We start from the raw sequence: 19125 nt of genomic DNA, 5'->3' as shown, positions 1-19125 counted from the left end.
ATTCATGTGTTGTCCCCACCGGTCACGAAGCGGGCTTTCACCGCGCCCGTTGTTGCCCCGCCCAAATTTTTCATCGCCCCGCCGTCCTTGCCGCCAATCCTGGCTGCGAGCGCATTGCCCCGCTCCGCCATCGCATCCGCCGTCAAGGCGACGCTCACGCGATCCGGCAGTCTCAGGTCAACTGATTCGATATCGCGCGAAAGAATCTTATATGTCTGATCGAGGTTGACGAGATCGGCAAGTGCCTTTTCAACGCCAACCTCAGGAAGTTTCACATCGACTCCATTTTCGAAGCGAAGATTCCATCGACGGTCGCCGACGCGGACGAAAGCGCGCACGCGCGGCAACAGCTGAGGCTGCGTTTCCTGAATCAGACTGAGCACCTCGTGCACGTTGCGCGCGCCGCCGAAGCCGACAACGAAGGGAAGATTGGCGTAGGACTGCACATTGTCGTCGGTGATCGGATGACCTTCCGTGTCGACGACGGAAAGCTCGCCGCCCCGCTGCCAGATGGCGAAGGGCTGACGCTCGACCACATCGATGCGGATCGCATGCGGCAGGAGGCGCGTGACGGTGGCGGACTTGACCCAGTCCACGCGCTCGACGCGCTGACGCGCCGCTTCCGTATCCACGCCGAAGATCGGGTCGCCGCGCGTCACGCCTAGTGCCGCAAGCAGCGCCTGCGGATCGGCATGGGTGCGGCCGGTAACGGTCACGTCCTCGACGCTGAAGCCAGCAAGCGCCAGAACGCGGTTACCCTGGAAGGCGGCCTCGCGCGCCGCCGAAGACACATGACCGCCGACGAAGAGGCCATAAAGCCCAAGGCCCAGAATGAGTGCAACGGCCGCCGCCGTGAACGGCTTCATGCCAACGCTGCCTTCGCGCATTTCCTCCACCCAGCGCATGAAGCCCGAGGCCGGGCGGTCCCTGCGACGGCCGAAGCTGCGGTCTGCCGCAACAGCGCGGCGGCCCGGCACGATCTTTGAGGACGCACGCTTCTTCACAGGCACGGCGCGAACGCCGGTCCTCGAAACCGCCCTGCTCCGATTTCCGCTCACCGATCGCATGATGCGTCCTCCACCATCCAGCTCACGAGTTCGCCATAGGAATAGCCCGCCAGATTCGCGAGTTCGGGCACCAATGACGTCGGCGTCATGCCCGGCTGCGTGTTGACTTCGAGCAGAATGAGCTCCGGCTTGCCGGGCTTTGTGTCGTCGAAACGGAAGTCGGCGCGGCTGACTCCACGGCAACCAAGCGCACGATGGGCGGCGAGCGCCACGCGCTGCACTTCCGCATAGGATTCGGCGTCGATCTTCGCCGGGACCTCATGGCGCGAACCGCCGGCAGCGTATTTCGCCTCGTAATCGTAGAACTGCGTGTTAGCGACAATTTCAGTGACGCCCAGCACCTCCTCGCCCATGACGGCGCAGGTGAGTTCACGGCCCGCGATGTAACGCTCGGCCATCACCATGTTGCCGAGGTTCCAATCGGGCGAAGTAAGTTCTGCCGGCGGGCGATTTTCCCCTTCGCGGACGATGAAGACGCCGACGGAAGAGCCCTGATCGACCGGCTTGATGACATAAGGTGGGTTCATCACATGGCCCCTCGCCGCTTCCTCGCGGGAGACGACGACGCTTTGAGCCACAGGCAGACCAGCGGCGCGGAACACTTCCTTCGCGCGCTCCTTGTGCATCGCGAGCGCGGAGGCGAGAACACCGGAATGCGTATACGGAATATTGAGGATTTCCAGCATACCTTGTACGCAGCCATCCTCGCCCCAGCGGCCATGCAGAGCGTTGAAAACGACGTCAGGCTGGATCTTCAAAAGCTGGTCCGCAACGTCGCGACCGACATCGATTTCCGTGACGCGGTAGCCCTGCTGGCGCAGCGCCTCGGCGCAACCGCGCCCCGAGGAAAGGCTGACTTCCCGCTCAGACGACCAACCGCCCTTGAGAACGGCGACATGTTTCTTCGTCATGTCCGCTCTCCAATCCGCTTGATTTCCCATTCCAGGGTCACGCCGCTTTTCTCTTTGACGCGCCGACGCACTTCCTCGCCCAGATCCTCGAGATCGGCGGCACTGGCGTTGTCGACATTGATGAGGAAATTGCAATGCAGTTCGGAGACCTGCGCGCCGCCCTTCTTGAGGCCACGACATCCCGCAGCGTCGATGAGCTGCCACGACTTGTGGCCTTCCGGATTCTTGAAGGTCGAGCCACCGGTGCGCGTACGGATCGGCTGCGTCTCTTCGCGGCGCGCCGTGATCTCGTCCATGCGCTTCTGGACTTCGCCCTTGTCGCCGGGATGGCCCTGAAAGATCGCCTCGACAAAGATGAGGTCTTCAGGCGCACCGCAATGGCGATAGGTGTAATGCATGTCGGCATTGGAAAGCACATGCCGCCTGCCCTGCCGATCGACAGCCACGGCCTCGACCAGAACGTCCTTCGTCTCGCTCGTATAGGCGCCGCCATTCATGCGCAGCGCGCCGCCGATGGAACCGGGAATGCCGCGATAGAATTCAAGACCCGCAATGCCCGCGTCCTGTGCCGCACGAGCGACCGCGACATCGAGCGCCGCCGTTCCGGCACGGATGCGGTCGCCGGGCAGTGCCTCGATCTGTGCGAAGCCCTTGCCGCCGAGACGGATGACAACTCCGGCAACGCCGCCATCGCGGACGAGCAGATTCGAGCCGACGCCAATGACCGTCACAGGAACGTCGGCAGGCGTGCCCGCGAGGAAAGCCGCGAGATCGTCGGCATCGGCCGGACGAAACAGAACTTCAGCCGCACCACCAACACGGAACCAGGTCAGGGGCGCGAGCGACGCATGCGCAATGAGCTCGCCGCGTACCTTGGGCAGCCTGTCGATCAGGGAAGATGTCGGGGCATGGGCCGCCGTCATTTACCTTTCCCCTTCTTCGGCTTCGCGGATTTCTCTTTCTTGTCGGCCTTCTTCACCTTGGTCTTCTTGCTCAGCGCCGCGAGATCGGCAGGCAGCGCGTTCGCCCAATAGGTGATGCTGCCCGCACCAAGGCAGACGACGAAGTCGCCCGGATTGGCAAGTTCGGAAATGAGCTTCGGCAGAGCTTCCGGCGCCTCCAGCGCAACAACATCGCGATGACCGCGATCGCGGAGGCCCGCGACGAGAGAGTCGCGATCCGCACCGGCTATCGGCTGTTCGCCCGCCGCATAGACATCGGCGACGATGACCTTGTCGGCATCGTTGAAGCAGGCGCAGAACTCGTTGAAAAGATTATGGAGGCGCGTGTAGCGATGCGGCTGCACGACGGCGATGATGCGGCCTTCGGTCGCCGAACGCGCCGCCTGTAGCACCGCGGCGATCTCGACCGGATGATGGCCGTAATCGTCATAGATATTGACGCCGTTCCACTCGCCGACATGGGTAAAGCGACGCTTCACGCCGCCGAAGCCCTCCAGCGCGTTGCGGAACTTCGTTTCGGGAATACCCATCTGCGTCGCCACGCCGATGGCAGCGAGCGAGTTCAGCATGTTATGACGGCCATGCATGGGGAGCTTCACGGCGGAGATTTCGCGTGCAACGCCCGTCTTGCGATCGGTGATGGTTACATCGAAGACATTGAGACCCTTTTCCACGCGCGGATTGGTGGCGCGGATGTCGGCCTGCGGGCTCGTGCCGTAAGTAATGATGCGGCGATCCCGAACGCGGCCGATCAGCCCCTGCACTTCCGGATGGTCGATGCACATTACGGCGCAGCCATAGAAGGGTACATTCTCGACAAAGGTCAGGAACGCGTCCTTCGCGGCTTCGAAGGTGCCGTAATAGTCGAGATGCTCGGGATCAATATTGGTGACGATGGCAATCGTCGCGGGCAACTTGATGAAGGTGCCGTCAGACTCATCCGCCTCGACCACCATCCACTCGCCCTCGCCCAAGCGCGCGTTGGTGCCATAGGCATTGATGATGCCGCCATTGATGACTGTCGGATCGAGGCCCGCTCCGTCGAGGATCGCGGCGACGAGCGACGTCGTCGTCGTCTTGCCATGTGTGCCGGCAATGGCGACGCAGGATTTGAGACGCATCAGTTCGGCGAGCATTTCAGCGCGGCGCACGACGGGCAGGAAGCGCGCACGGGCCTCGACAAGTTCCGGATTGTCCGGCTTGATCGCCGAGGAAACGACGAGCACCTGCGCATCGGCAAGATTCTTCGCGGCGTGGCCCACCATCACCTCGATGCCGAGGCCGCGCAGACGCTTCACGTTCGCACTGTCGGCGACATCGCTACCCTGAACCCTGTAGCCGAGGTTATGCATGACTTCGGCGATGCCACTCATGCCAATGCCGCCGATACCGACGAAGTGGATAACGCCTATGTCGAGTGGCGCTGGGCGCATCAACAGCCTCCCTGCGCGAAAAGAAGTGGACCGGGTGATTGAATGTCGTCTTCTGACTCGGTAACGGCCTGAATGGCGTGGAACTCGCCACGGCCGAGTTTCTCGACAAGGTCGGCGAGCTTGCGCACGGCGTTGGGCTGGCCCTGCCCCAGCGCCGCTCTCGCGGCACGGGCAAGCATGCCGGAATCGGCAAGAAGCGCCGCAAGGCGAGCAGCGAGAGCTGCCTCCGTGAAATCCTTCTGCTCGACCATCCATCCCGCACCCGCAGCTTCAACCTTCTCCGCATTCGCCTTCTGATCGTTGTCGAGCGAATGAGGCAGCGGGACGAGGATCGATGGACGGCCGATGACGCAAAGTTCGCTCACAGTCGATGCGCCGGAACGGCCGATAACGAGATGAGCGGCGGCGATCCGCTTTGGCATGTCATCGAAGAAGCTTTCGAGCGTCGCCCTGATGCCCGCGCGATCATAGGCATCGCGAACGCGGGCGAGATCTTCCGGGCGCGCCTGCTGCACGACATCGACACGGGCGCGCAACGCTTCGGGCAGTTGCGCGAGAGCGGCGGGAACGACATCGCTCAGCACACGCGCGCCTTGGCTGCCGCCGAAGACGAGTAGATGAATGCGGTCCGTGGGCCCCGGCGCCACATAGGGCGCCCCCGCTTCGGCAATCACCGCGTCGCGCACCGGATTGCCTGTGAGGACGAGGCGCGAGGCATCGCGAGGCTTGAGGAACCTCGGCGCCGCGAAGGTAGAGGCGATCGCCTGCACATAGGGCGCGACGAGCCGGTTGACGCGGCCCAGCACAGCATTCTGCTCATGCACGCAGGTCGGAATGCCGCGCAGCAAGGCGCCCGCCACAGGCGGCAGCGTCGGGTAGCCGCCAAAGCCGATGACGACGGAAGGCTCGACCCGGCCGAGAATGCCAAAGGCTTGGCCAATGCCGGAGATGATCGCGGGCGCAGCGCGGAAAAGACCGGCAACGCCGCGATTGGTCGGCGTCGCTGAAGGCACCGAAAAAATGTCCGCACCCGGAAAGAGCTTGTCGAAATGTTGAACGCGTTCGTCTGTCATCAGCACGATCTTGCGGCCGCGGCGGCGCAATTCCTGCGCGAGCGCCTGACCGGGGAACAGGTGCCCTCCGGTGCCACCGGCTGCAATGACGATCGGACCTTCCGGGCGAAGCTTCATGCGTACGCCCTCTTGCCATTGGGCGGTGTTACATGGCTGCCCGCGCGGCGACGCGTCAGGGCGAGCAACATGCCCATCGTGTAACCGAGCGCGATCATCGACGAACCGCCATAGGAGATGAAGGGTAGCGTCATACCCTTCGCCGGGATGAGGTCCACATTCACCGACATATTGATGAGCGCCTGCAGTCCGAACAGCGCGACGAGACCGCAGGCGCCGAATTGCACGAATAGATCCTGCTCTTCCATGGCGCGCGAAAGCGTGCGCATGACCACGAAGCCGAAAATGCTGATGATGATGAGACCCGCGACAACGCCATATTCTTCCGCTGCGACGGCGAAGATGAAGTCAGTGTGGGCGTCGGGAAGGATGCGCTTCACCTCGCCTTCGCCCGGGCCGCGGCCGAAGAAGCCACCCGTATGGAAGGCGTCGAGCGCGCGATCGATCTGATAGGTATCGCCCGAATCCGGATTAAGGAAGCGGTCGACACGGCTCGCGACGTGCGGCATCAGCGTATAGGCGGCGAGCGCGCCGATGATCGCGACCGTGCCCAGCGAGACGATCCAGCGCCAGGAAAGCCCGGCCATGAAGAAGATCGCGCCAAAAACCATCGTCACCAGCATCAGCTGACCGAAGTCAGGCTGCATGGCGAGGATACCAACGACCATGGTGTAAAGTGCGAGCGCGATGATCGTGCCGGGGAAGCCCGGTGTGCGCTGCGCCTCCGCAAACATCCACGAGGCCAGAACGATGAAGGAGGGCTTCACGAATTCGGAAGGCTGAATCGCGAGTGGGCCGATCTGGAGCCAGCGATGAGCGCCCTTCACTTCCGGTCCGATGACGAGCGTCAACAGCATCAACCCGAAGGCGATGAGAAATCCGGCCGCTGCAAGGCGGCGCACCTGCCGGACATTGAGCAGCGAAACGCCGATCATCACCGCAATGGTGGGCACAAAGAAGAAGAGCTGCCGATAGACGAAATGGAAGGGAGGCAGATGAATGCGCATGGCAACCGCCGGGCTCGCGGCAAGCGCCAGCACACCACCGATGAGCATCAGGCAGAACAGCGCGAACAGCGTCCACTTGTCGACGGTCCACCACCACTCGGCAATCTGACTGCGATTTGTGCGGGCGAGGCGGATCATGCGGAGGCCCTTTCGGAGAGATGCTTCAGCACGAGGTCGCGGAACACATCGCCGCGCACCTCGAAATTCGGATATTGATCGAAGGAGGCGCAGGCTGGAGACAGAAGCACGACGCGCAGATCGCCCTCAGCCGCCTCGGCGTCATTGGCCGCGCTTTCGACCGCCCGGTCGAGCGTCTGCGAACGTGTGTAGCCGACCTTGCCTTCGAGCGTCCGGGCGAACTCGTCGCTCGCGGCACCGATCAGATAGGCGTGACGAATACGCGGGAAGAGCTCGGTCAACGTCTCGATGCCGCCCTCTTTCGACTTGCCGCCGAGTATCCAGTAGATATCGCGATAGGTGGCAAGCGCCTTCGAGGTCGCATCGGCATTGGTTGCCTTGCTGTCGTTCACATAGCGCACGCCGTCGCGCTCGGCGACGATCTCCATGCGATGCGCAAGGCCGGGAAAGCTTTCGAAAGAGGCGAGGATTTTCTCGCGCGGGAAACCGAGCGCCCTGCCCGCCGCGTAAGCCGCTGCCGCATTCTGCCAGTTATGCGCGCCGGCCAGCGTACGCAGATCGCGGAAATCGCCCGCCTTCTGGGTCTGGGTGCCGGTGCTGTCATAAAGCTGGCCGTCGAGCACATAGATGCCCCGGCCCAAAGTCTTGCCAACGGAGATCGGCACAACCCTCTGCACTCGCGCAGCCGAAACCACCGTGCAGATATCCGATGAATAATCGTCATCGACGCCGATGACCGCCGTGTCCGCCGCCGTCTGGTTCGCAAAGATGCGCGCCTTGACCGCGGCATAGCCCTCAATCGAGCCGTGGCGGTCGATATGATCCGGCGTGATGTTGAGCAGGATCGCGACATTGGGTGCAAAACCCGGCGCAAGATCAATCTGATAGGAGGACACCTCGACCACATAGACGGTGTTCGGCTTCGGAGGATCGAGCTCCAGAACCGGTGTGCCGATATTGCCGCCGACCTGCGCGTCGGCGCCGCAACGCTTCACCATGTGGCCGATAAGCGCCGTGGTGGTCGACTTGCCGTTGGTGCCCGTGATGGCGACGATGCGCGCGCCCGTGCTGCTGGCGCGGATGGTGCGGTCGAAAAGCTCGACATCGCCGATGATCTCGACACCCGCGGCCTTGGCGCATTTCACTGACCAATGGGGTTCGGGGTGCGTCAGCGGCACGCCTGGGCTCAGAACCAGCGCGGCAATGTCGCTCCAGTCGCACGCCGAAAGGTCTTCGAGCGCGATGCCCGCTTCGGTCGCTTCCTTGCGCTTTGCTTCCCCATCATCCCAGGCAACGACCTTCGCGCCGCCCGCCTGAAGCGCGCGCACGGTCGAGAGCCCGGACTTCCCGAGCCCGAACACTGCGACGACGCGACCGGCGAAACCGGCGACAGGGATCATGTCCTCACCTCAGCTTTAGTGTTGCGAGGCCGACCATGGCGAGCACGACAGCGATGATCCAGAAGCGGATGACGACGGTCGGTTCCGCCCAGCCCTTCTGTTCGAAATGATGATGCAGCGGCGCCATGCGGAAGACGCGCTTGCCGGTGAGCTTGAAAGACGCGACCTGCACGATGACGGAAACGGCTTCGAGCACGAAGAGGCCGCCGATGATCGCAAACACAAGCTCATGCTTCGCCGCGACCGAGATCGCACCGAGCGCGCCGCCAAGGGCAAGCGAGCCAGTGTCGCCCATGAAGACCATGGCGGGCGGCGCGTTGTACCAGAGGAAGCCGAGCCCCGCGCCGATGAGCGCGCCGCAGAAGACGGCAAGCTCGCCCGTGCCGGGCACGAAATGGATTTGCAGATAGTCGGCGAAGACCGCATTGCCGACGAGATAGACGATGAGGCCGAGGCTCGCCGATGCGATCATCACCGGCACGATGGCGAGACCATCGAGACCGTCAGTGAGGTTCACGGCATTAGACGAGCCAACAATAACAAGGGCGCCAAAGGCGAAGAAGAACGGCCCGAGATGAAAGAGCAGGCCCTTGAAGAAGGGAACGGTGAGCGCGGTCGCCAGCGGCTCCTTTGCCACCGAGACCAACGCATACATGGCGATGGCTGCGATGATGAATTCGAAGAGGAGCTTCACGCGGCCCGGCACACCCTTGGGCGAAATCTTTGAAACCTTGAGATAGTCGTCGGCAAAGCCGACGGCGCCGAAGCCCAGCGTGACGAGCAGCACAATCCAGACATAAGGGTTGGAAAGATCAGCCCAGATCAGCACCGAAGGAACGAGGCCGAACAGAATGAGGAAGCCGCCCATGGTCGGCGTGCCCTGCTTCTGGATCACATGCGTCTGCGGCCCATCCTCGCGGATCGGCTGGCCGCGGCGCTGACGCACCTTGAGCATCGCGATGACGCGCGGACCGAAAAGGAAGCTGATGAGCAACGCCGTCAGCGTCGCACCGCCGGTGCGGAAGGTAATGTAACGAAAGACGTTGAGCGCCGCCCAGTCCTTCGACAAGCCTGCGAGGAAATCGTAAAGCATCAGGCTTCTCCCCTGTTACGCCGGATGCTTTCGCTATCATCCTCACCGAGCGCCAGCAGCGCATCGACGACCGGCCTCATCCGCGACCCGTTGGAACCTTTGACCATGACCACGTCGCCGCCCTGGATAGCTTCGAGGAGCGGTCCGACGAGGGCATCCGATGTTTCCGCATAAGCGCCCTGACGGTCAGCCGGCAGCGCGTCATAAAGTCCGCGCATCAAGGGACCGCATGCGAAGACGAGGTCAATGTCCGCGCGCGCCAGAGGCACCGCGACTTCGCGATGAAGTGCCGCCGCTTCCGGCCCTAGTTCCAGCATGTCGCCCAGAACGGCGATGCGGCGGGCGCGGGCTTCGGGCTCGGCCTGGCCCAGCGCTTCGATGGCGGCACGCATGGAGGCCGGATTGGCATTGTAGCTTTCGTCGATCACCGTGAAGGGACGCCCCGGCGCTTCGACCAGATGACGCTCGCCGCGACCGCGCGGCGCCTGAAGCTGCGCCAGTGCCAGCGCCGCCAACGCCAGATCGGCATTGAGCGCATCAATGCAGGCGAGCATGGCGAGGCTGTTCATGACGATGTGACGGCCCGGCACACCAAGCTTGTAGGTCACAGGCCGCCCGCAGATCGTCGCCGACACGCAGGAGCAGGTTTCCTTGAGCACCAGCTTTTCGAGATGAGCGTCGGCTTCCGGGTGCTCGCCGAAAGAAATGATGCGGCCTGCGCCCGCCGCCTTGGCACGCGCCTCAAGGCGAGCGAAATGCGGATTGTCGCGGTTGAGGATCGCGACGCCACCCTTCTGAAGCCCGTCGAAAATTTCGGCCTTCGCGTCGGCGATTTCCTCGACCGAGTCGAAGTAGGCCATGTGCACGGCTTCGACAGTCGTGATGAGCGCGACAAAGGGCTCGACCAGCTTCGAGAGCGGCGTGATCTCGCCCGAATGGTTCATGCCGATTTCGAAAATGCCGAAGCGCGTGTCGGCAGGCATGCGGGCGAGCGAAAGCGGAACGCCCCACAGATTATTGTAGGAGGCAGCCGACGCATGGGTCGGCCCCTGCTCCGACAAGATCATGCGGAGCGCTTCCTTGGTGCCCGTCTTGCCGACGCTGCCGGTAACAGCCACAACTTTCGCGCCGGCGCGACGGCGCGCTGTGCGGCCCAGCGCATTCAGTGCCTCGAGCGCATCGGGCACGACGACGAGCGGACCGGCAACGCGCATGGCAGGCGTCACATCGGAAACGATGGCTGCAGAAGCGCCATTCTTGAAGGCCGCGTCGACATAGGCATGGCCGTCGCTATTCTCGCCTTTGATGGCAACGAAGAGGTCGCCTTTTTCGAGCGAGCGACTATCGATGGAAACGCCATTCGCAACCCAATCGGCGCCTTCGGCCTTGCCGTCGGTCGCAGCCAGAACTTCAGCGCGGGTCCAGAGCGGTTTCATGCCTGACCTCCGATTGCTCGCGCAGCAGCTTCGACCGCTTCGTGATCCGAGAAATGGATGGTGCGGTCGCCGATGATCTGGCCCGTTTCATGGCCCTTACCCGCGACAACAAGTACATCGCCCGCCTTCAAACCGCACATGGCTGTTTTAATTGCCTCACCGCGATCTGTGATCTCGATTGCGCCGTTGGCGGCGGCGAGGATCGCGGCGCGGATGACAGCGGGATCTTCGCCGCGCGGATTGTCGTCCGTCACATAAACGAGGTCGGCGAGCTTCGTCGCTGCCGCGCCCATCTGCGGACGCTTGCCCGGATCGCGGTCGCCACCGCAACCAAAGACGACGACGAGGCGCTTCTTGGTATGCGGACGCAACGCTTCGAGAAGATTCTCCAGCGCGTCCGGCGTATGGGCATAGTCGATATAGACCGACGCGCCATTCAGCAGATGCGCGACTTCTTCGAGGCGGCCCTTCGCGCCTTTCAGATTTTCCAGTGCGGCGAAAACCTTGGCCGGCTCGCCGCCGCTGCCGATAACGAGCCCTGCCGCGACGAGCGCGTTCGACGCCTGGAAGGCGCCGACCAGGGGCAGGTTCACGGTGTAATTATGGCCCTCATGGACGAGTTCGAGCACCTGGCCCCGCGCCGTCGCCTTCGCGGCGACGAGGCAGATCGTCCGCCCCTTCCGCCCCACCGAGATGATGCGATGCCCGCGCGCCCAGGAGACGGCTTCGAACTCGGCGCAGAAATCCGAGTCTGCGTTGAGAACGGCAACACCGCCCGGCGCCATGACCTCTCCGAAGAGGCGGAGCTTGGCGTAGGCGTAGTCATCGAAGGTCGGGTGATAGTCGAGATGATCGCGCGTGAGATTGGTGAAGGCCGCGGCGGCGAGTTTCACACCATCAAGGCGATATTGTGCGAGACCGTGGCTCGACGCTTCCATGGCGAGATGCGTCACGCCTTCGTCGGCGAGATCGGCAAGAGCCGCCTGAAGCGTCACCGGATCGGGCGTCGTATGGCCGAGCGCGCGTTCGCCCTGCGGCCCGACAATGCCGACCGTGCCGACGCTCGCCGCCTCAAAGCCGAGCGCCGCCCATATCTGGCGGACGAAGGTGACAATTGAAGTCTTGCCGTTGGTGCCGGTGACCGCGACCACGGTTTCGGGCTGCCGGCCGAAGAAGCGGGCGGCCATGAGCGCGAGGCGACGGCGGGGATTGCGATCCGCAATGACAGGCACATCGCCCGAAACATCAAACGAGACTTCGGCCAGCGCATCGACGAGGAGCGCCGATGCGCCCTGCGCCAGCGCCTGCGGGATGAAGCGCGTGCCGTCCACTTTCGTTCCGGGCAATGCAGCGAAGAGGAAACCGGGCTTCACCTCGCGACTATCCGCCGTCAGGCCGAGGATCTCCGTCCCGCCCCCTTCGGGGAGGTTGGGGTGATCTGGTCCGATGAGCGTCGCGAGCTGCATGTCAGCCAGCATTCCTAATCGCGTCCATTTGCAGTTTCCGGCTCGAAGGTCACGAGCTTTGCCTGTTGAAGCATGTTGTTGTCGTTGCGGGGTTGCTCGATCGGCTGAATGCCGAGAAGCGGCGCCACGCGCGAGACGACGCGCGCCGTTACCGGCGCGGCGTTCCAGCCCGCGGTCGCGAAGCCATAAGTCGCCTTCGTGCCCTGCGGTTCATCGAACATGACAATCATGGTGTAGCGCGGGTCATTGGCGGGGAAGGCGCTAAGGAAGGACGAGATCAGGCGGTGCTTGGCATAGCCGCCGCCAATCGCCTTTTCAGCCGTGCCGGTCTTGCCCATAACCGGATAACCCGGCACGTCGGCCTTCTTGCCTGTACCCTCGGTCACGACGAGGCGAAGCAGGCCGCGCATCTGGGTGCTGGTCTCCTCGGAGATGAGTCGTTCGCCCGTTGGCACATTTTCATGGTGAAGAAGCGTCGGCTTGACCTTGGTGCCGCCATTAACGATGCCCGCCAGCGCCGCCACGACCTGCAGCGGCGTCACGGCGATGCCCTGGCCGAACGAGACGGTCATGGTCGAAAGCTCACTCCAATGCGGCGGCAGCAACGGGTCGCCCGCTTCTGGCAGCTCGATTTCGGCCTTCGAAAGCAGGCCAAAACGGCGCAGATACTCGCGGTAGGCAGGAGTGCCGAGTTCGAGAGCGATCTTCGCGGTGCCGATATTGGAGGAGTACATGAATACTTCAGGCACCGAGAGCCAACGGTTCTCGGCGTGGTAATCGTGGATGGTGAAACGTGCATAATGGATCGGCTGAGTCGCGTCGAGCCGTGTATCGATATGCACCTTGCCCGAATCGAGCGCGGAGGCCAGCGTCACCGCCTTGAAGACCGAGCCGAGCTCATAGACGCCCAGCGTAGCGCGGTTGAAGCGTGCGTCGTCGGACACGACCATCGGATCGTTGGGGTCGAAATCGGGCAGCGAGCTCATGGCCACGACCTCACCCGTATGGACGTCCATGATGATGCCGACGGCTGCTTTGGCGCTGAATTCCTTCTGCGCCTTCTCAAGCTCGTCGCGCAGCGCGAACTGCACACGCATGTCGATCGACAGCATGATCGGCTGGGCGCGGGGTCCACCCTCTTCGCCCTTGCCGAGACGGAGCGACTTGTCGATATAGCGCTCCATGCCCGCCGTGCCGCGATTGTCGAGATCGACCGTGCCGAGGACATGCGACGAAGTGTGGCCGTTGGGATAGATGCGCTTCTGCTCTCGGCGGAAGCCAAGCCCCGGCAGGCCGAGATAGTGAACGGCATATTGCTGCTTCGGCGTCAGATCTCGCTTCAGCCAGATGAAGGCCCGGCCGGTTTCGAGCTTCGCAGCCACTTCCTCCGGATTGATGTCGGGAAGAACGGTTGCAAGCTGGCGGGCGGTATCCTGCGGATCGACGATGGCGCGGCCATCGGCATAGAGAGAAGCCGTCACGATATCAGTCGCCATGACCTCGCCGTTGCGGTCGACGATGTCGGGGCGGTGGATCGGATCTGGCTCGCCGGCGGCGGCAAGACGCGGTCCACGGTCACCGCCGACGATGGCGAGTTCGACCAGACGCGCGCCAACCAGCGAGAAGCAGACGGCAAAAAGCGCAAGCGCCAGGAAGATGCGCCGCTCGGACGGCGTGCGGATTTCTTCCTCGAGCCCGATCTCATGGGGCATGCGCGGCTTGGCAATCGCATCGTATCCAGCGAGAACGCCCCGGCCACGCGATGACGACTGGTTGCGGCGGCCGATCATTGGATTGCCCTTTCGCCCGCGCCGATGTCTCCGGGCGCGATACCGGCATAGCCTGCCGGCGGCCGGCGCGTGATCGGCGCATAAAACTCATCGGTCTTGTGCGGCACCGGCACGTCCTGGAAGGAGCCGATCTGCGCGGCCTTCAGCGCTTCAAGCGTGGTGTAGCGCTGCGCGAGCTGCTGGAGCCGCTCAGGCTGGTTCAGATAGCTCCATTCGGCGCGAAGGACGCGGATGCCTTCCTGCTCGCTCGCAATGTCGCGTTCAATCTGCTCGGCGCGCCTGTCGGCGGCCTCGGCGCGATACTTGATATCATAGAGCCCAACGGACAGCACGATCACCGCAAGAATGAGAATGATGTTGAGGGTGCGGATCATGCCTGGCCCTCCAAGATGGAGGGCATGCGAGCCAGCCCGAGATCGGCGAGGTCGAGTGGCAGCACAGGCGCGGCGGTGCGTTCAGCGGCACGGAGCTTCGCGGAACGCGCGCGGGGATTGATATCCGCCTCGGCTTCCGAAGCCTTGCGGGCCTTGTGTTCGATTTCGCGGAAGGACGGCGCCACTTCCTCGATTTCCGGCATGAAGCGGTTGGCCCGGGCGGCGCGGCCCGTGCGCGCAGTGAGAAAGCGCTTCACGACGCGATCCTCAAGCGAATGGAAGGTGACGGCGGCGAAACGGCCGCCCTCGCGCAGCAGCCCCTCAGCACCGGAAAGACCCCGGGCAAGCTCCCCCAGCTCGTCATTCACATAGATGCGCAGCGCCTGGAAGGTGCGCGTGGCCGGGTGGATACGATCCTGCGGGCGACGGCCAATGACGCGGGCCACGGTGTCGGCCAGCGCCAATGTGCGTTCGAAGCGCTCAGCCTCGCGCGCCTTGACGATGGCGCGCGCAACGGCGCGGGCGCGCTTCTCCTCGCCATAGACGGCGATGATGCGAGCGAGATCGCTCTCGTCGAAGGTATTGACCACATCGGCGGCGGAGACGCCCTGCCCGCTCATGCGCATGTCGAGCGGACCATCCTTCTGAAAGGAGAAGCCGCGCTCGGCCTCGTCGATCTGCATGGAAGAGACGCCGAGATCGAGCACGACACCATCGACCGCCTCATGGCCGAGTTCGCGCACAAGCCGCGCCATGTCGCCGAAGCAGCCTTCGATCAGCGTGAGGCGCCCGGCGAATTTCGATTGCAGATCGCGGCCGCGCAGAATGGCGCTCGGATCGCGGTCGATCGCCAGCACCGCGCAATCGGCACTGCCGAGAATGGCCTTGGTGTAGCCGCCAGCGCCGAACGTACCGTCGACATAGATGCCGCCATCCTTCGGCTGAAGCACTTCCAGCACGTCGGCAAGCATCACGGGAATATGGGGAACACGCTCACTCATCGCGCACCTCCGGCGGGCGGCAGCGCGGTCGGCGACTTCAGCAGATCGCCATAGGCGCGCGCTTTTTCCAGCGCTTCGGCGCGGAAGGCTTCGTAAGCCTTCGGTTCCCAGATCTGAAACTTCTCGCCAAGGCCAACAAAGGTGGCCTCGTCGGCGATGCCGGCATGCGCGCGCAGTTCCTCGGGGAGAAGAATGCGGCCATCGCTGTCGAACATGAGTTCGGCGCTATCGCCGATCAGCACGGAGGCAAGCATGTTGCGTTCCGGAGAAAAGGGATCGAGACGATCCAGCATCTGCAGAACGGAGTCCGCGAAGCGCGGCCCGCTGCCTTCGATGAATGAACCCTGGAACGAGGGGAAGCAGACGACGCCACTCATGCCCTGCGAGGTCGCAACAGAACGAAACTTGGCCGGCAGGGAGACGCGGCCCTTTGCATCGATCTTGTTGGTGAAGCGCCCCCGAAACGACTCCATTGGCCGTATTCATCCCCTGTTCGAAGCGGCCCGGTCCCTTCGGGTCCGCCCCATTCCCCGCCCGAAACGCGGGTATCGGCAGAGCCGACGCAACTAGCATCCGGGACATCATGGGATAACATGGGAAAACGTGGAACGTCAATGGGAAAGCCTAGTATTTCTGCGGATTTGGGTGGGATCAACACTTGGCCACACAGATCAAAACGGCACGAATATTTGAGAACATAAATAGAACACGCAGCACTGTCCCATGATGGACCATGGGATGCCAGACGGTGATGGCGAGAGGATGGCGGGAAGGAGATAAGTGTCAGATGGCCTGTAAGCCGGGTTCTGTACCCTTGCGGGCGATGGCCATTCATCTGGGACGTCCGTTACCGGACGCCTCGTGCAACCAACCCGGGCGGCGACCCGGAAACGGACCTGTCGGCGAACCAACGATGCCGCCCCTATTTGGTTTTGCTCCCGGTGGGGTTTGCCGTGCCGCTTCCGTTACCGGTCGCGCGGTGCGCTCTTACCGCACCGTTTCACCCTTACCCGGAAGGCAGAAGCCTCAGCCGGGCGGTCTGTTCTCTGTGGCACTTTCCCTGGGGTCGCCCCCGCCGGCCGTTAGCCGGCACCGTGATTCCGTGGAGCCCGGACTTTCCTCTGCCCCGAAGGACAGCGGCCATCCGGCCATCTGACCCCTTGCAGATAGGGGGCTATCAGGCCGATAGCAAGCCCGGCGGCACCTTGCAGTCCGCGCCCCCAGCCACGACATTGCCCTGACAAGCCATCAAACAGGGGAGAGATGTCCATGAAAGCCGCCGTCTATTACGAAAACGGCCCGCCCAGCGTCCTGAAATACGAGGATGTGCCCGATCCGGTCTGCCTGCCTCAGGGCATCGTCATCAAGGTCGAGGCGGTGAGCATCGAAGGCGGCGACACGCTGAACCGCGCTGGCGGCGAACTTGTTACCCATCCGCATATCGTTGGCTATCAGGCCGCCGGCACAATCATCGAGGTCGGCGCAGAAGTGACGGACCTGAAGGTCGGTCAGCGCGTCACCACGGTGAATGTATATGGCTCGCATGCAGAGAAGCGCTCCGTCTTCGCACGCACCGCGTGGCCCGTGCCTGACAATCTCGACATCAGACAGGCAGCCGCCATACCCGTCCCTTTCGGCACGGCGGATGATTGCCTCTTTGAGTTCGGACGCCTCAAAGCCGGTGAAACCGTGCTCATTCAGGCGGGCGCGGGCGCCGTCGGCCTCGCTGCGATCCAGCTTGCCAGGCGTGCGGGCGCGACCGTGATTGCAACCGCGTCGAGCGACGAACGGCTCGAAAAGCTCAAAGCCTTCGGGATGGATCACGGCATCAATTACAAGACGCAGGATCTTGTCGCGGAAGCAAAACGCCTGACGGACAATCGCGGCGTCAATCTCGTCGTCGATCCGGTCGGCGGGTCGACCTTGCAGAAGTCGATCCTGTCGCTCGCCTATCGCGGACGCGTATCCTTTGTTGGCCGGGCTGGCCGCGAACCGATGACCGTCGATGTAACAACTATGATGGGCGGCAACCAGTCGCTTTCCGGCGTTTTCCTCGGAGCGGAAATCTTCACCGACCGGGTTCACGCCAATATCCAGCGCCATATCGACGACGTGGCGGCTGGAAAGCTCAAGGTGGTGATCGACCGCGAGTTTCCGCTGAAGGATGCGGCGGCGGCGCATGAATATATCGAGAGCCGCAAGGCTGTCGGTCGCGTACTGCTGATCCCGTAAGCTCAGATCAGTTCGAGCAACCGGTGAAGGGTGGCGACGGTTGAAAGATCCGCCACCCCATCGACCTTTGCAGGCCGGAAATGGCGCTGGAAGGCGCGGACAACCGCCTCCGTCTTCGCGTCATAGATGCCCAGAACCTCGACGCCATAGCCATAGCTGCCAAGCCGATATTGCAGCTGCGCGACGGTATCGCCGCGGTCGCCGAGCCTGAGTTCCGGCCCCTCGACAATCGGAGCAGGCTCGACCCAAAGCCCGATACCGGCCCGCGACAGACGCGCCCAATCGAACCATTCGCCAGGATCCGATTTCCGCTCCGGCGCGATGTCTGAATGAGCGAGCACGTTGCGCGGCGAAATCGGATGGCGCGACATGATGTCAAGGCAAAGCCTTTCCAGTGCCGCCATCTGCACATCGGGATAAGGCGGGCAGCCAAAGTCATGGCCGCCATTCACGATCTCGATGCCGATGGAATGGCCGTTGATGTCTCGCTCCCCTGCCCAACTCGAAACGCCCGCATGCCAAGCGCGCCTTTCCTCGTCGACGAGGCGAAGGATATAGCCGGTCTCGTCGACCACGTAGTGGGACGAAACCTTCGCCTCCGGATTGCACAGAAGCTCGATCGCGCCTTCGGCCGTCGCCATGCCGGTGTAATGCAGCACGAGGATTTCGATGCGCGCGCCGTCGGGACGCTCGTTGAAATTGGGCGAGTGACGCGTCGGAATGGCAAGGCTCATTCAGGGACCTGTACGGCGATCCGTCTCTGACGGATGGAGATGATGAGCACGCCGCTCAGCGCGATCAGCGCGCCAACCATCATGCGCGTCGTCAGCACATCGCCGAGCAACGCCACGGAAAACATGACGGTGAAAATTGGCGAAAGCAAGGTGAGCGGCGCCGTCTGCGAGACCTCATAGCGCTGCAGCAGATAATAGATGCCCGCATGGCCGATGAGGCTCGAGGCGAAGGACGTATAAAAAATGCCGGACCATTGCAGCATGCTGGCGCTGGTCAATATCCGCCACTGGTCATGCTCGAACATGAGCGATGCCGCTATCATCACCGGCGCCGCGACGGCGGCGATCCAGGCCTGCATCTCGAAGACGCCCACCTTCCTAATCTGGCGCTGGACGATCGTTCCGACCGAACCGACCAGCGACGACGCGATGACACAGAGCACACCGGCGATGAATTGAAACACGGTCGGGTCGAAGCTTATGACCATGACCCCGAGGAAGGACAGTGCGATGCCCGTCCAGCGGCGCCAGTGAACCTGCTCCTTCAGGAAGATCACCGACATGATGGTGGAGAAAGGCACACCAAGCTGGCTGACGATGGCGACCACCGAGGGCCTCGACAGCGCGATACCGGCGAAGAAGAACCCGAACCCGATAGGACCTGCGCAAAGCGCGATGATGAGCACCTGCCTCATGCGGCCTTCGTGTATCCGCAGGAAGGGGAAAAGCACCAGGACGATGAGCGTGAAGCGCAGCGCTGTGAACAGCATGGGCGGGAAATGGTCGAGGCTCACCTTCGACGCAATGAGCGCGAAACCCCAGACGAGGTTTATGAGCATCATGAAGGCGAGGTGTTGCGGGGTCATGGCGGGTGCGGACGAACCTGATGGT

The 19125-nt window shown here is 63.1% G+C and carries 17 protein-coding genes and 1 other RNA gene; 1 reads left to right on the top strand and 17 read right to left on the bottom strand.

Annotated features, from left to right (window positions below; all coding sequences use genetic code 11):
* Positions 1-2 precede the first annotated feature (2 nt).
* The 15 genes from F2P47_RS14985 to rnpB all read right to left on the bottom strand — a co-directional run bounded on the left by F2P47_RS14985 (position 3) and on the right by rnpB (position 16424).
* Positions 3-1067 (bottom strand): cell division protein FtsQ/DivIB, encoded by a 1065-nt coding sequence (locus F2P47_RS14985; RefSeq protein WP_152217190.1) that lies wholly within the window; start codon positions 1065-1067, stop codon positions 3-5.
* Entirely contained in the window at positions 1055-1978 is a 924-nt protein-coding gene (locus tag F2P47_RS14980; RefSeq protein ID WP_152217189.1) for a D-alanine--D-alanine ligase, read from the bottom strand. The genes F2P47_RS14985 and F2P47_RS14980 overlap by 13 nt, the downstream gene beginning before the upstream one ends.
* Entirely contained in the window at positions 1975-2901 is a 927-nt protein-coding gene (gene murB / locus F2P47_RS14975; protein ID WP_152217188.1) for a UDP-N-acetylmuramate dehydrogenase, read from the bottom strand. The genes F2P47_RS14980 and murB overlap by 4 nt, the downstream gene beginning before the upstream one ends.
* The gene (gene murC / locus F2P47_RS14970; protein ID WP_152217187.1) at positions 2898-4373 is read right to left on the bottom strand and encodes a UDP-N-acetylmuramate--L-alanine ligase; all 1476 of its coding nucleotides are present in this window, start codon (positions 4371-4373) and stop codon (positions 2898-2900) included. The genes murB and murC overlap by 4 nt, the downstream gene beginning before the upstream one ends.
* On the bottom strand, positions 4373-5563 hold the full coding sequence (murG, locus tag F2P47_RS14965; protein WP_152217186.1) for an undecaprenyldiphospho-muramoylpentapeptide beta-N-acetylglucosaminyltransferase: 1191 nt from the start codon (positions 5561-5563) through the stop codon (positions 4373-4375). The genes murC and murG overlap by 1 nt, the downstream gene beginning before the upstream one ends.
* Positions 5560-6708, bottom strand: coding sequence for a putative lipid II flippase FtsW (gene ftsW / locus F2P47_RS14960; protein ID WP_152217185.1), 1149 nt, complete (start codon positions 6706-6708; stop codon positions 5560-5562). The genes murG and ftsW overlap by 4 nt, the downstream gene beginning before the upstream one ends.
* Positions 6705-8108: a UDP-N-acetylmuramoyl-L-alanine--D-glutamate ligase gene (gene murD / locus F2P47_RS14955; protein ID WP_152217184.1), complete on the bottom strand. Its 1404-nt coding sequence runs from the start codon at positions 8106-8108 to the stop codon at positions 6705-6707. The genes ftsW and murD overlap by 4 nt, the downstream gene beginning before the upstream one ends.
* 4 nt (positions 8109-8112) lie before the next feature.
* On the bottom strand, positions 8113-9201 hold the full coding sequence (mraY, locus tag F2P47_RS14950) for a phospho-N-acetylmuramoyl-pentapeptide-transferase (RefSeq protein ID WP_152217183.1): 1089 nt from the start codon (positions 9199-9201) through the stop codon (positions 8113-8115).
* Positions 9201-10637, bottom strand: a complete 1437-nt coding sequence (locus tag F2P47_RS14945; RefSeq protein WP_152217182.1) for a UDP-N-acetylmuramoylalanyl-D-glutamyl-2,6-diaminopimelate--D-alanyl-D-alanine ligase — start codon at positions 10635-10637, stop codon at positions 9201-9203. Before F2P47_RS14945 ends, mraY begins: the two co-directional genes overlap by 1 nt.
* Complete coding sequence (locus F2P47_RS14940; RefSeq protein ID WP_246176915.1) at positions 10634-12115, bottom strand: UDP-N-acetylmuramoyl-L-alanyl-D-glutamate--2,6-diaminopimelate ligase; 1482 nt, start codon at positions 12113-12115, stop codon at positions 10634-10636. The genes F2P47_RS14945 and F2P47_RS14940 overlap by 4 nt, the downstream gene beginning before the upstream one ends.
* A 2-nt stretch (positions 12116-12117) precedes the next feature.
* The gene (locus F2P47_RS14935; RefSeq protein ID WP_152217181.1) at positions 12118-13893 is read right to left on the bottom strand and encodes a peptidoglycan D,D-transpeptidase FtsI family protein; all 1776 of its coding nucleotides are present in this window, start codon (positions 13891-13893) and stop codon (positions 12118-12120) included.
* Positions 13890-14267, bottom strand: coding sequence for a cell division protein FtsL (ftsL, locus tag F2P47_RS14930; RefSeq protein ID WP_152217180.1), 378 nt, complete (start codon positions 14265-14267; stop codon positions 13890-13892). Before ftsL ends, F2P47_RS14935 begins: the two co-directional genes overlap by 4 nt.
* Positions 14264-15268, bottom strand: coding sequence for a 16S rRNA (cytosine(1402)-N(4))-methyltransferase RsmH (rsmH, locus tag F2P47_RS14925; protein WP_152217179.1), 1005 nt, complete (start codon positions 15266-15268; stop codon positions 14264-14266). Before rsmH ends, ftsL begins: the two co-directional genes overlap by 4 nt.
* Positions 15265-15741: a division/cell wall cluster transcriptional repressor MraZ gene (locus F2P47_RS14920; protein ID WP_152217208.1), complete on the bottom strand. Its 477-nt coding sequence runs from the start codon at positions 15739-15741 to the stop codon at positions 15265-15267. The genes rsmH and F2P47_RS14920 overlap by 4 nt, the downstream gene beginning before the upstream one ends.
* Before the next feature lie 306 nt (positions 15742-16047).
* An RNA gene (gene rnpB, locus F2P47_RS14915) (RNase P RNA component class A) lies at positions 16048-16424 on the bottom strand.
* 113 nt (positions 16425-16537) lie between these two features.
* On the opposite strand from rnpB, the gene F2P47_RS14910 reads away from it, so the two are divergent.
* Positions 16538-17500, top strand: coding sequence for a quinone oxidoreductase family protein (locus tag F2P47_RS14910; protein WP_152217178.1), 963 nt, complete (start codon positions 16538-16540; stop codon positions 17498-17500).
* 2 nt (positions 17501-17502) lie between these two features.
* On the opposite strand, the gene F2P47_RS14905 is transcribed toward F2P47_RS14910, so the two are convergent.
* Positions 17503-18234: a peptidoglycan recognition protein family protein gene (locus tag F2P47_RS14905; RefSeq protein ID WP_152217177.1), complete on the bottom strand. Its 732-nt coding sequence runs from the start codon at positions 18232-18234 to the stop codon at positions 17503-17505.
* Positions 18231-19100 carry a DMT family transporter gene (locus F2P47_RS14900; RefSeq protein WP_152217176.1) on the bottom strand — a complete coding sequence of 290 codons (870 nt, stop codon included), beginning with the start codon at positions 19098-19100 and terminating at the stop codon, positions 18231-18233. Before F2P47_RS14900 ends, F2P47_RS14905 begins: the two co-directional genes overlap by 4 nt.
* Between the last annotated feature and the right edge of the window lie 25 nt (positions 19101-19125).

The sequence above is a fragment of the Parvibaculum sedimenti genome (assembly GCF_009184905.1).
GTDB lineage: Bacteria > Pseudomonadota > Alphaproteobacteria > Parvibaculales > Parvibaculaceae > Parvibaculum > Parvibaculum sedimenti.
Note: the sequence above shows the minus strand (reverse complement) of the source record. Positions and strands in the feature narration are given on the sequence as shown.

Excerpts from the sequence above, each read along its gene's own strand:
- F2P47_RS14985 (WP_152217190.1), bottom strand. The coding sequence starts at position 1,067 with ATGCGATCGGTGAGCGGAAATCGGAGCAGGGCGGTTTCGAGGACCGGC.
- F2P47_RS14980 (WP_152217189.1), bottom strand. The coding sequence starts at position 1,978 with ATGACGAAGAAACATGTCGCCGTTCTCAAGGGCGGTTGGTCGTCTGAG.
- murB (WP_152217188.1), bottom strand. The coding sequence starts at position 2,901 with ATGACGGCGGCCCATGCCCCGACATCTTCCCTGATCGACAGGCTGCCC.
- murC (WP_152217187.1), bottom strand. The coding sequence starts at position 4,373 with ATGCGCCCAGCGCCACTCGACATAGGCGTTATCCACTTCGTCGGTATC.
- murG (WP_152217186.1), bottom strand. The coding sequence starts at position 5,563 with ATGAAGCTTCGCCCGGAAGGTCCGATCGTCATTGCAGCCGGTGGCACC.
- ftsW (WP_152217185.1), bottom strand. The coding sequence starts at position 6,708 with ATGATCCGCCTCGCCCGCACAAATCGCAGTCAGATTGCCGAGTGGTGG.
- murD (WP_152217184.1), bottom strand. The coding sequence starts at position 8,108 with ATGATCCCTGTCGCCGGTTTCGCCGGTCGCGTCGTCGCAGTGTTCGGG.
- mraY (WP_152217183.1), bottom strand. The coding sequence starts at position 9,201 with ATGCTTTACGATTTCCTCGCAGGCTTGTCGAAGGACTGGGCGGCGCTC.
- F2P47_RS14945 (WP_152217182.1), bottom strand. The coding sequence starts at position 10,637 with ATGAAACCGCTCTGGACCCGCGCTGAAGTTCTGGCTGCGACCGACGGC.
- F2P47_RS14940 (WP_246176915.1), bottom strand. The coding sequence starts at position 12,115 with ATGCTGGCTGACATGCAGCTCGCGACGCTCATCGGACCAGATCACCCC.
- F2P47_RS14935 (WP_152217181.1), bottom strand. The coding sequence starts at position 13,893 with ATGATCGGCCGCCGCAACCAGTCGTCATCGCGTGGCCGGGGCGTTCTC.
- ftsL (WP_152217180.1), bottom strand. The coding sequence starts at position 14,267 with ATGATCCGCACCCTCAACATCATTCTCATTCTTGCGGTGATCGTGCTG.
- rsmH (WP_152217179.1), bottom strand. The coding sequence starts at position 15,268 with ATGAGTGAGCGTGTTCCCCATATTCCCGTGATGCTTGCCGACGTGCTG.
- F2P47_RS14920 (WP_152217208.1), bottom strand. The coding sequence starts at position 15,741 with ATGGAGTCGTTTCGGGGGCGCTTCACCAACAAGATCGATGCAAAGGGC.
- F2P47_RS14910 (WP_152217178.1), top strand. The coding sequence starts at position 16,538 with ATGAAAGCCGCCGTCTATTACGAAAACGGCCCGCCCAGCGTCCTGAAA.
- F2P47_RS14905 (WP_152217177.1), bottom strand. The coding sequence starts at position 18,234 with ATGAGCCTTGCCATTCCGACGCGTCACTCGCCCAATTTCAACGAGCGT.
- F2P47_RS14900 (WP_152217176.1), bottom strand. The coding sequence starts at position 19,100 with ATGACCCCGCAACACCTCGCCTTCATGATGCTCATAAACCTCGTCTGG.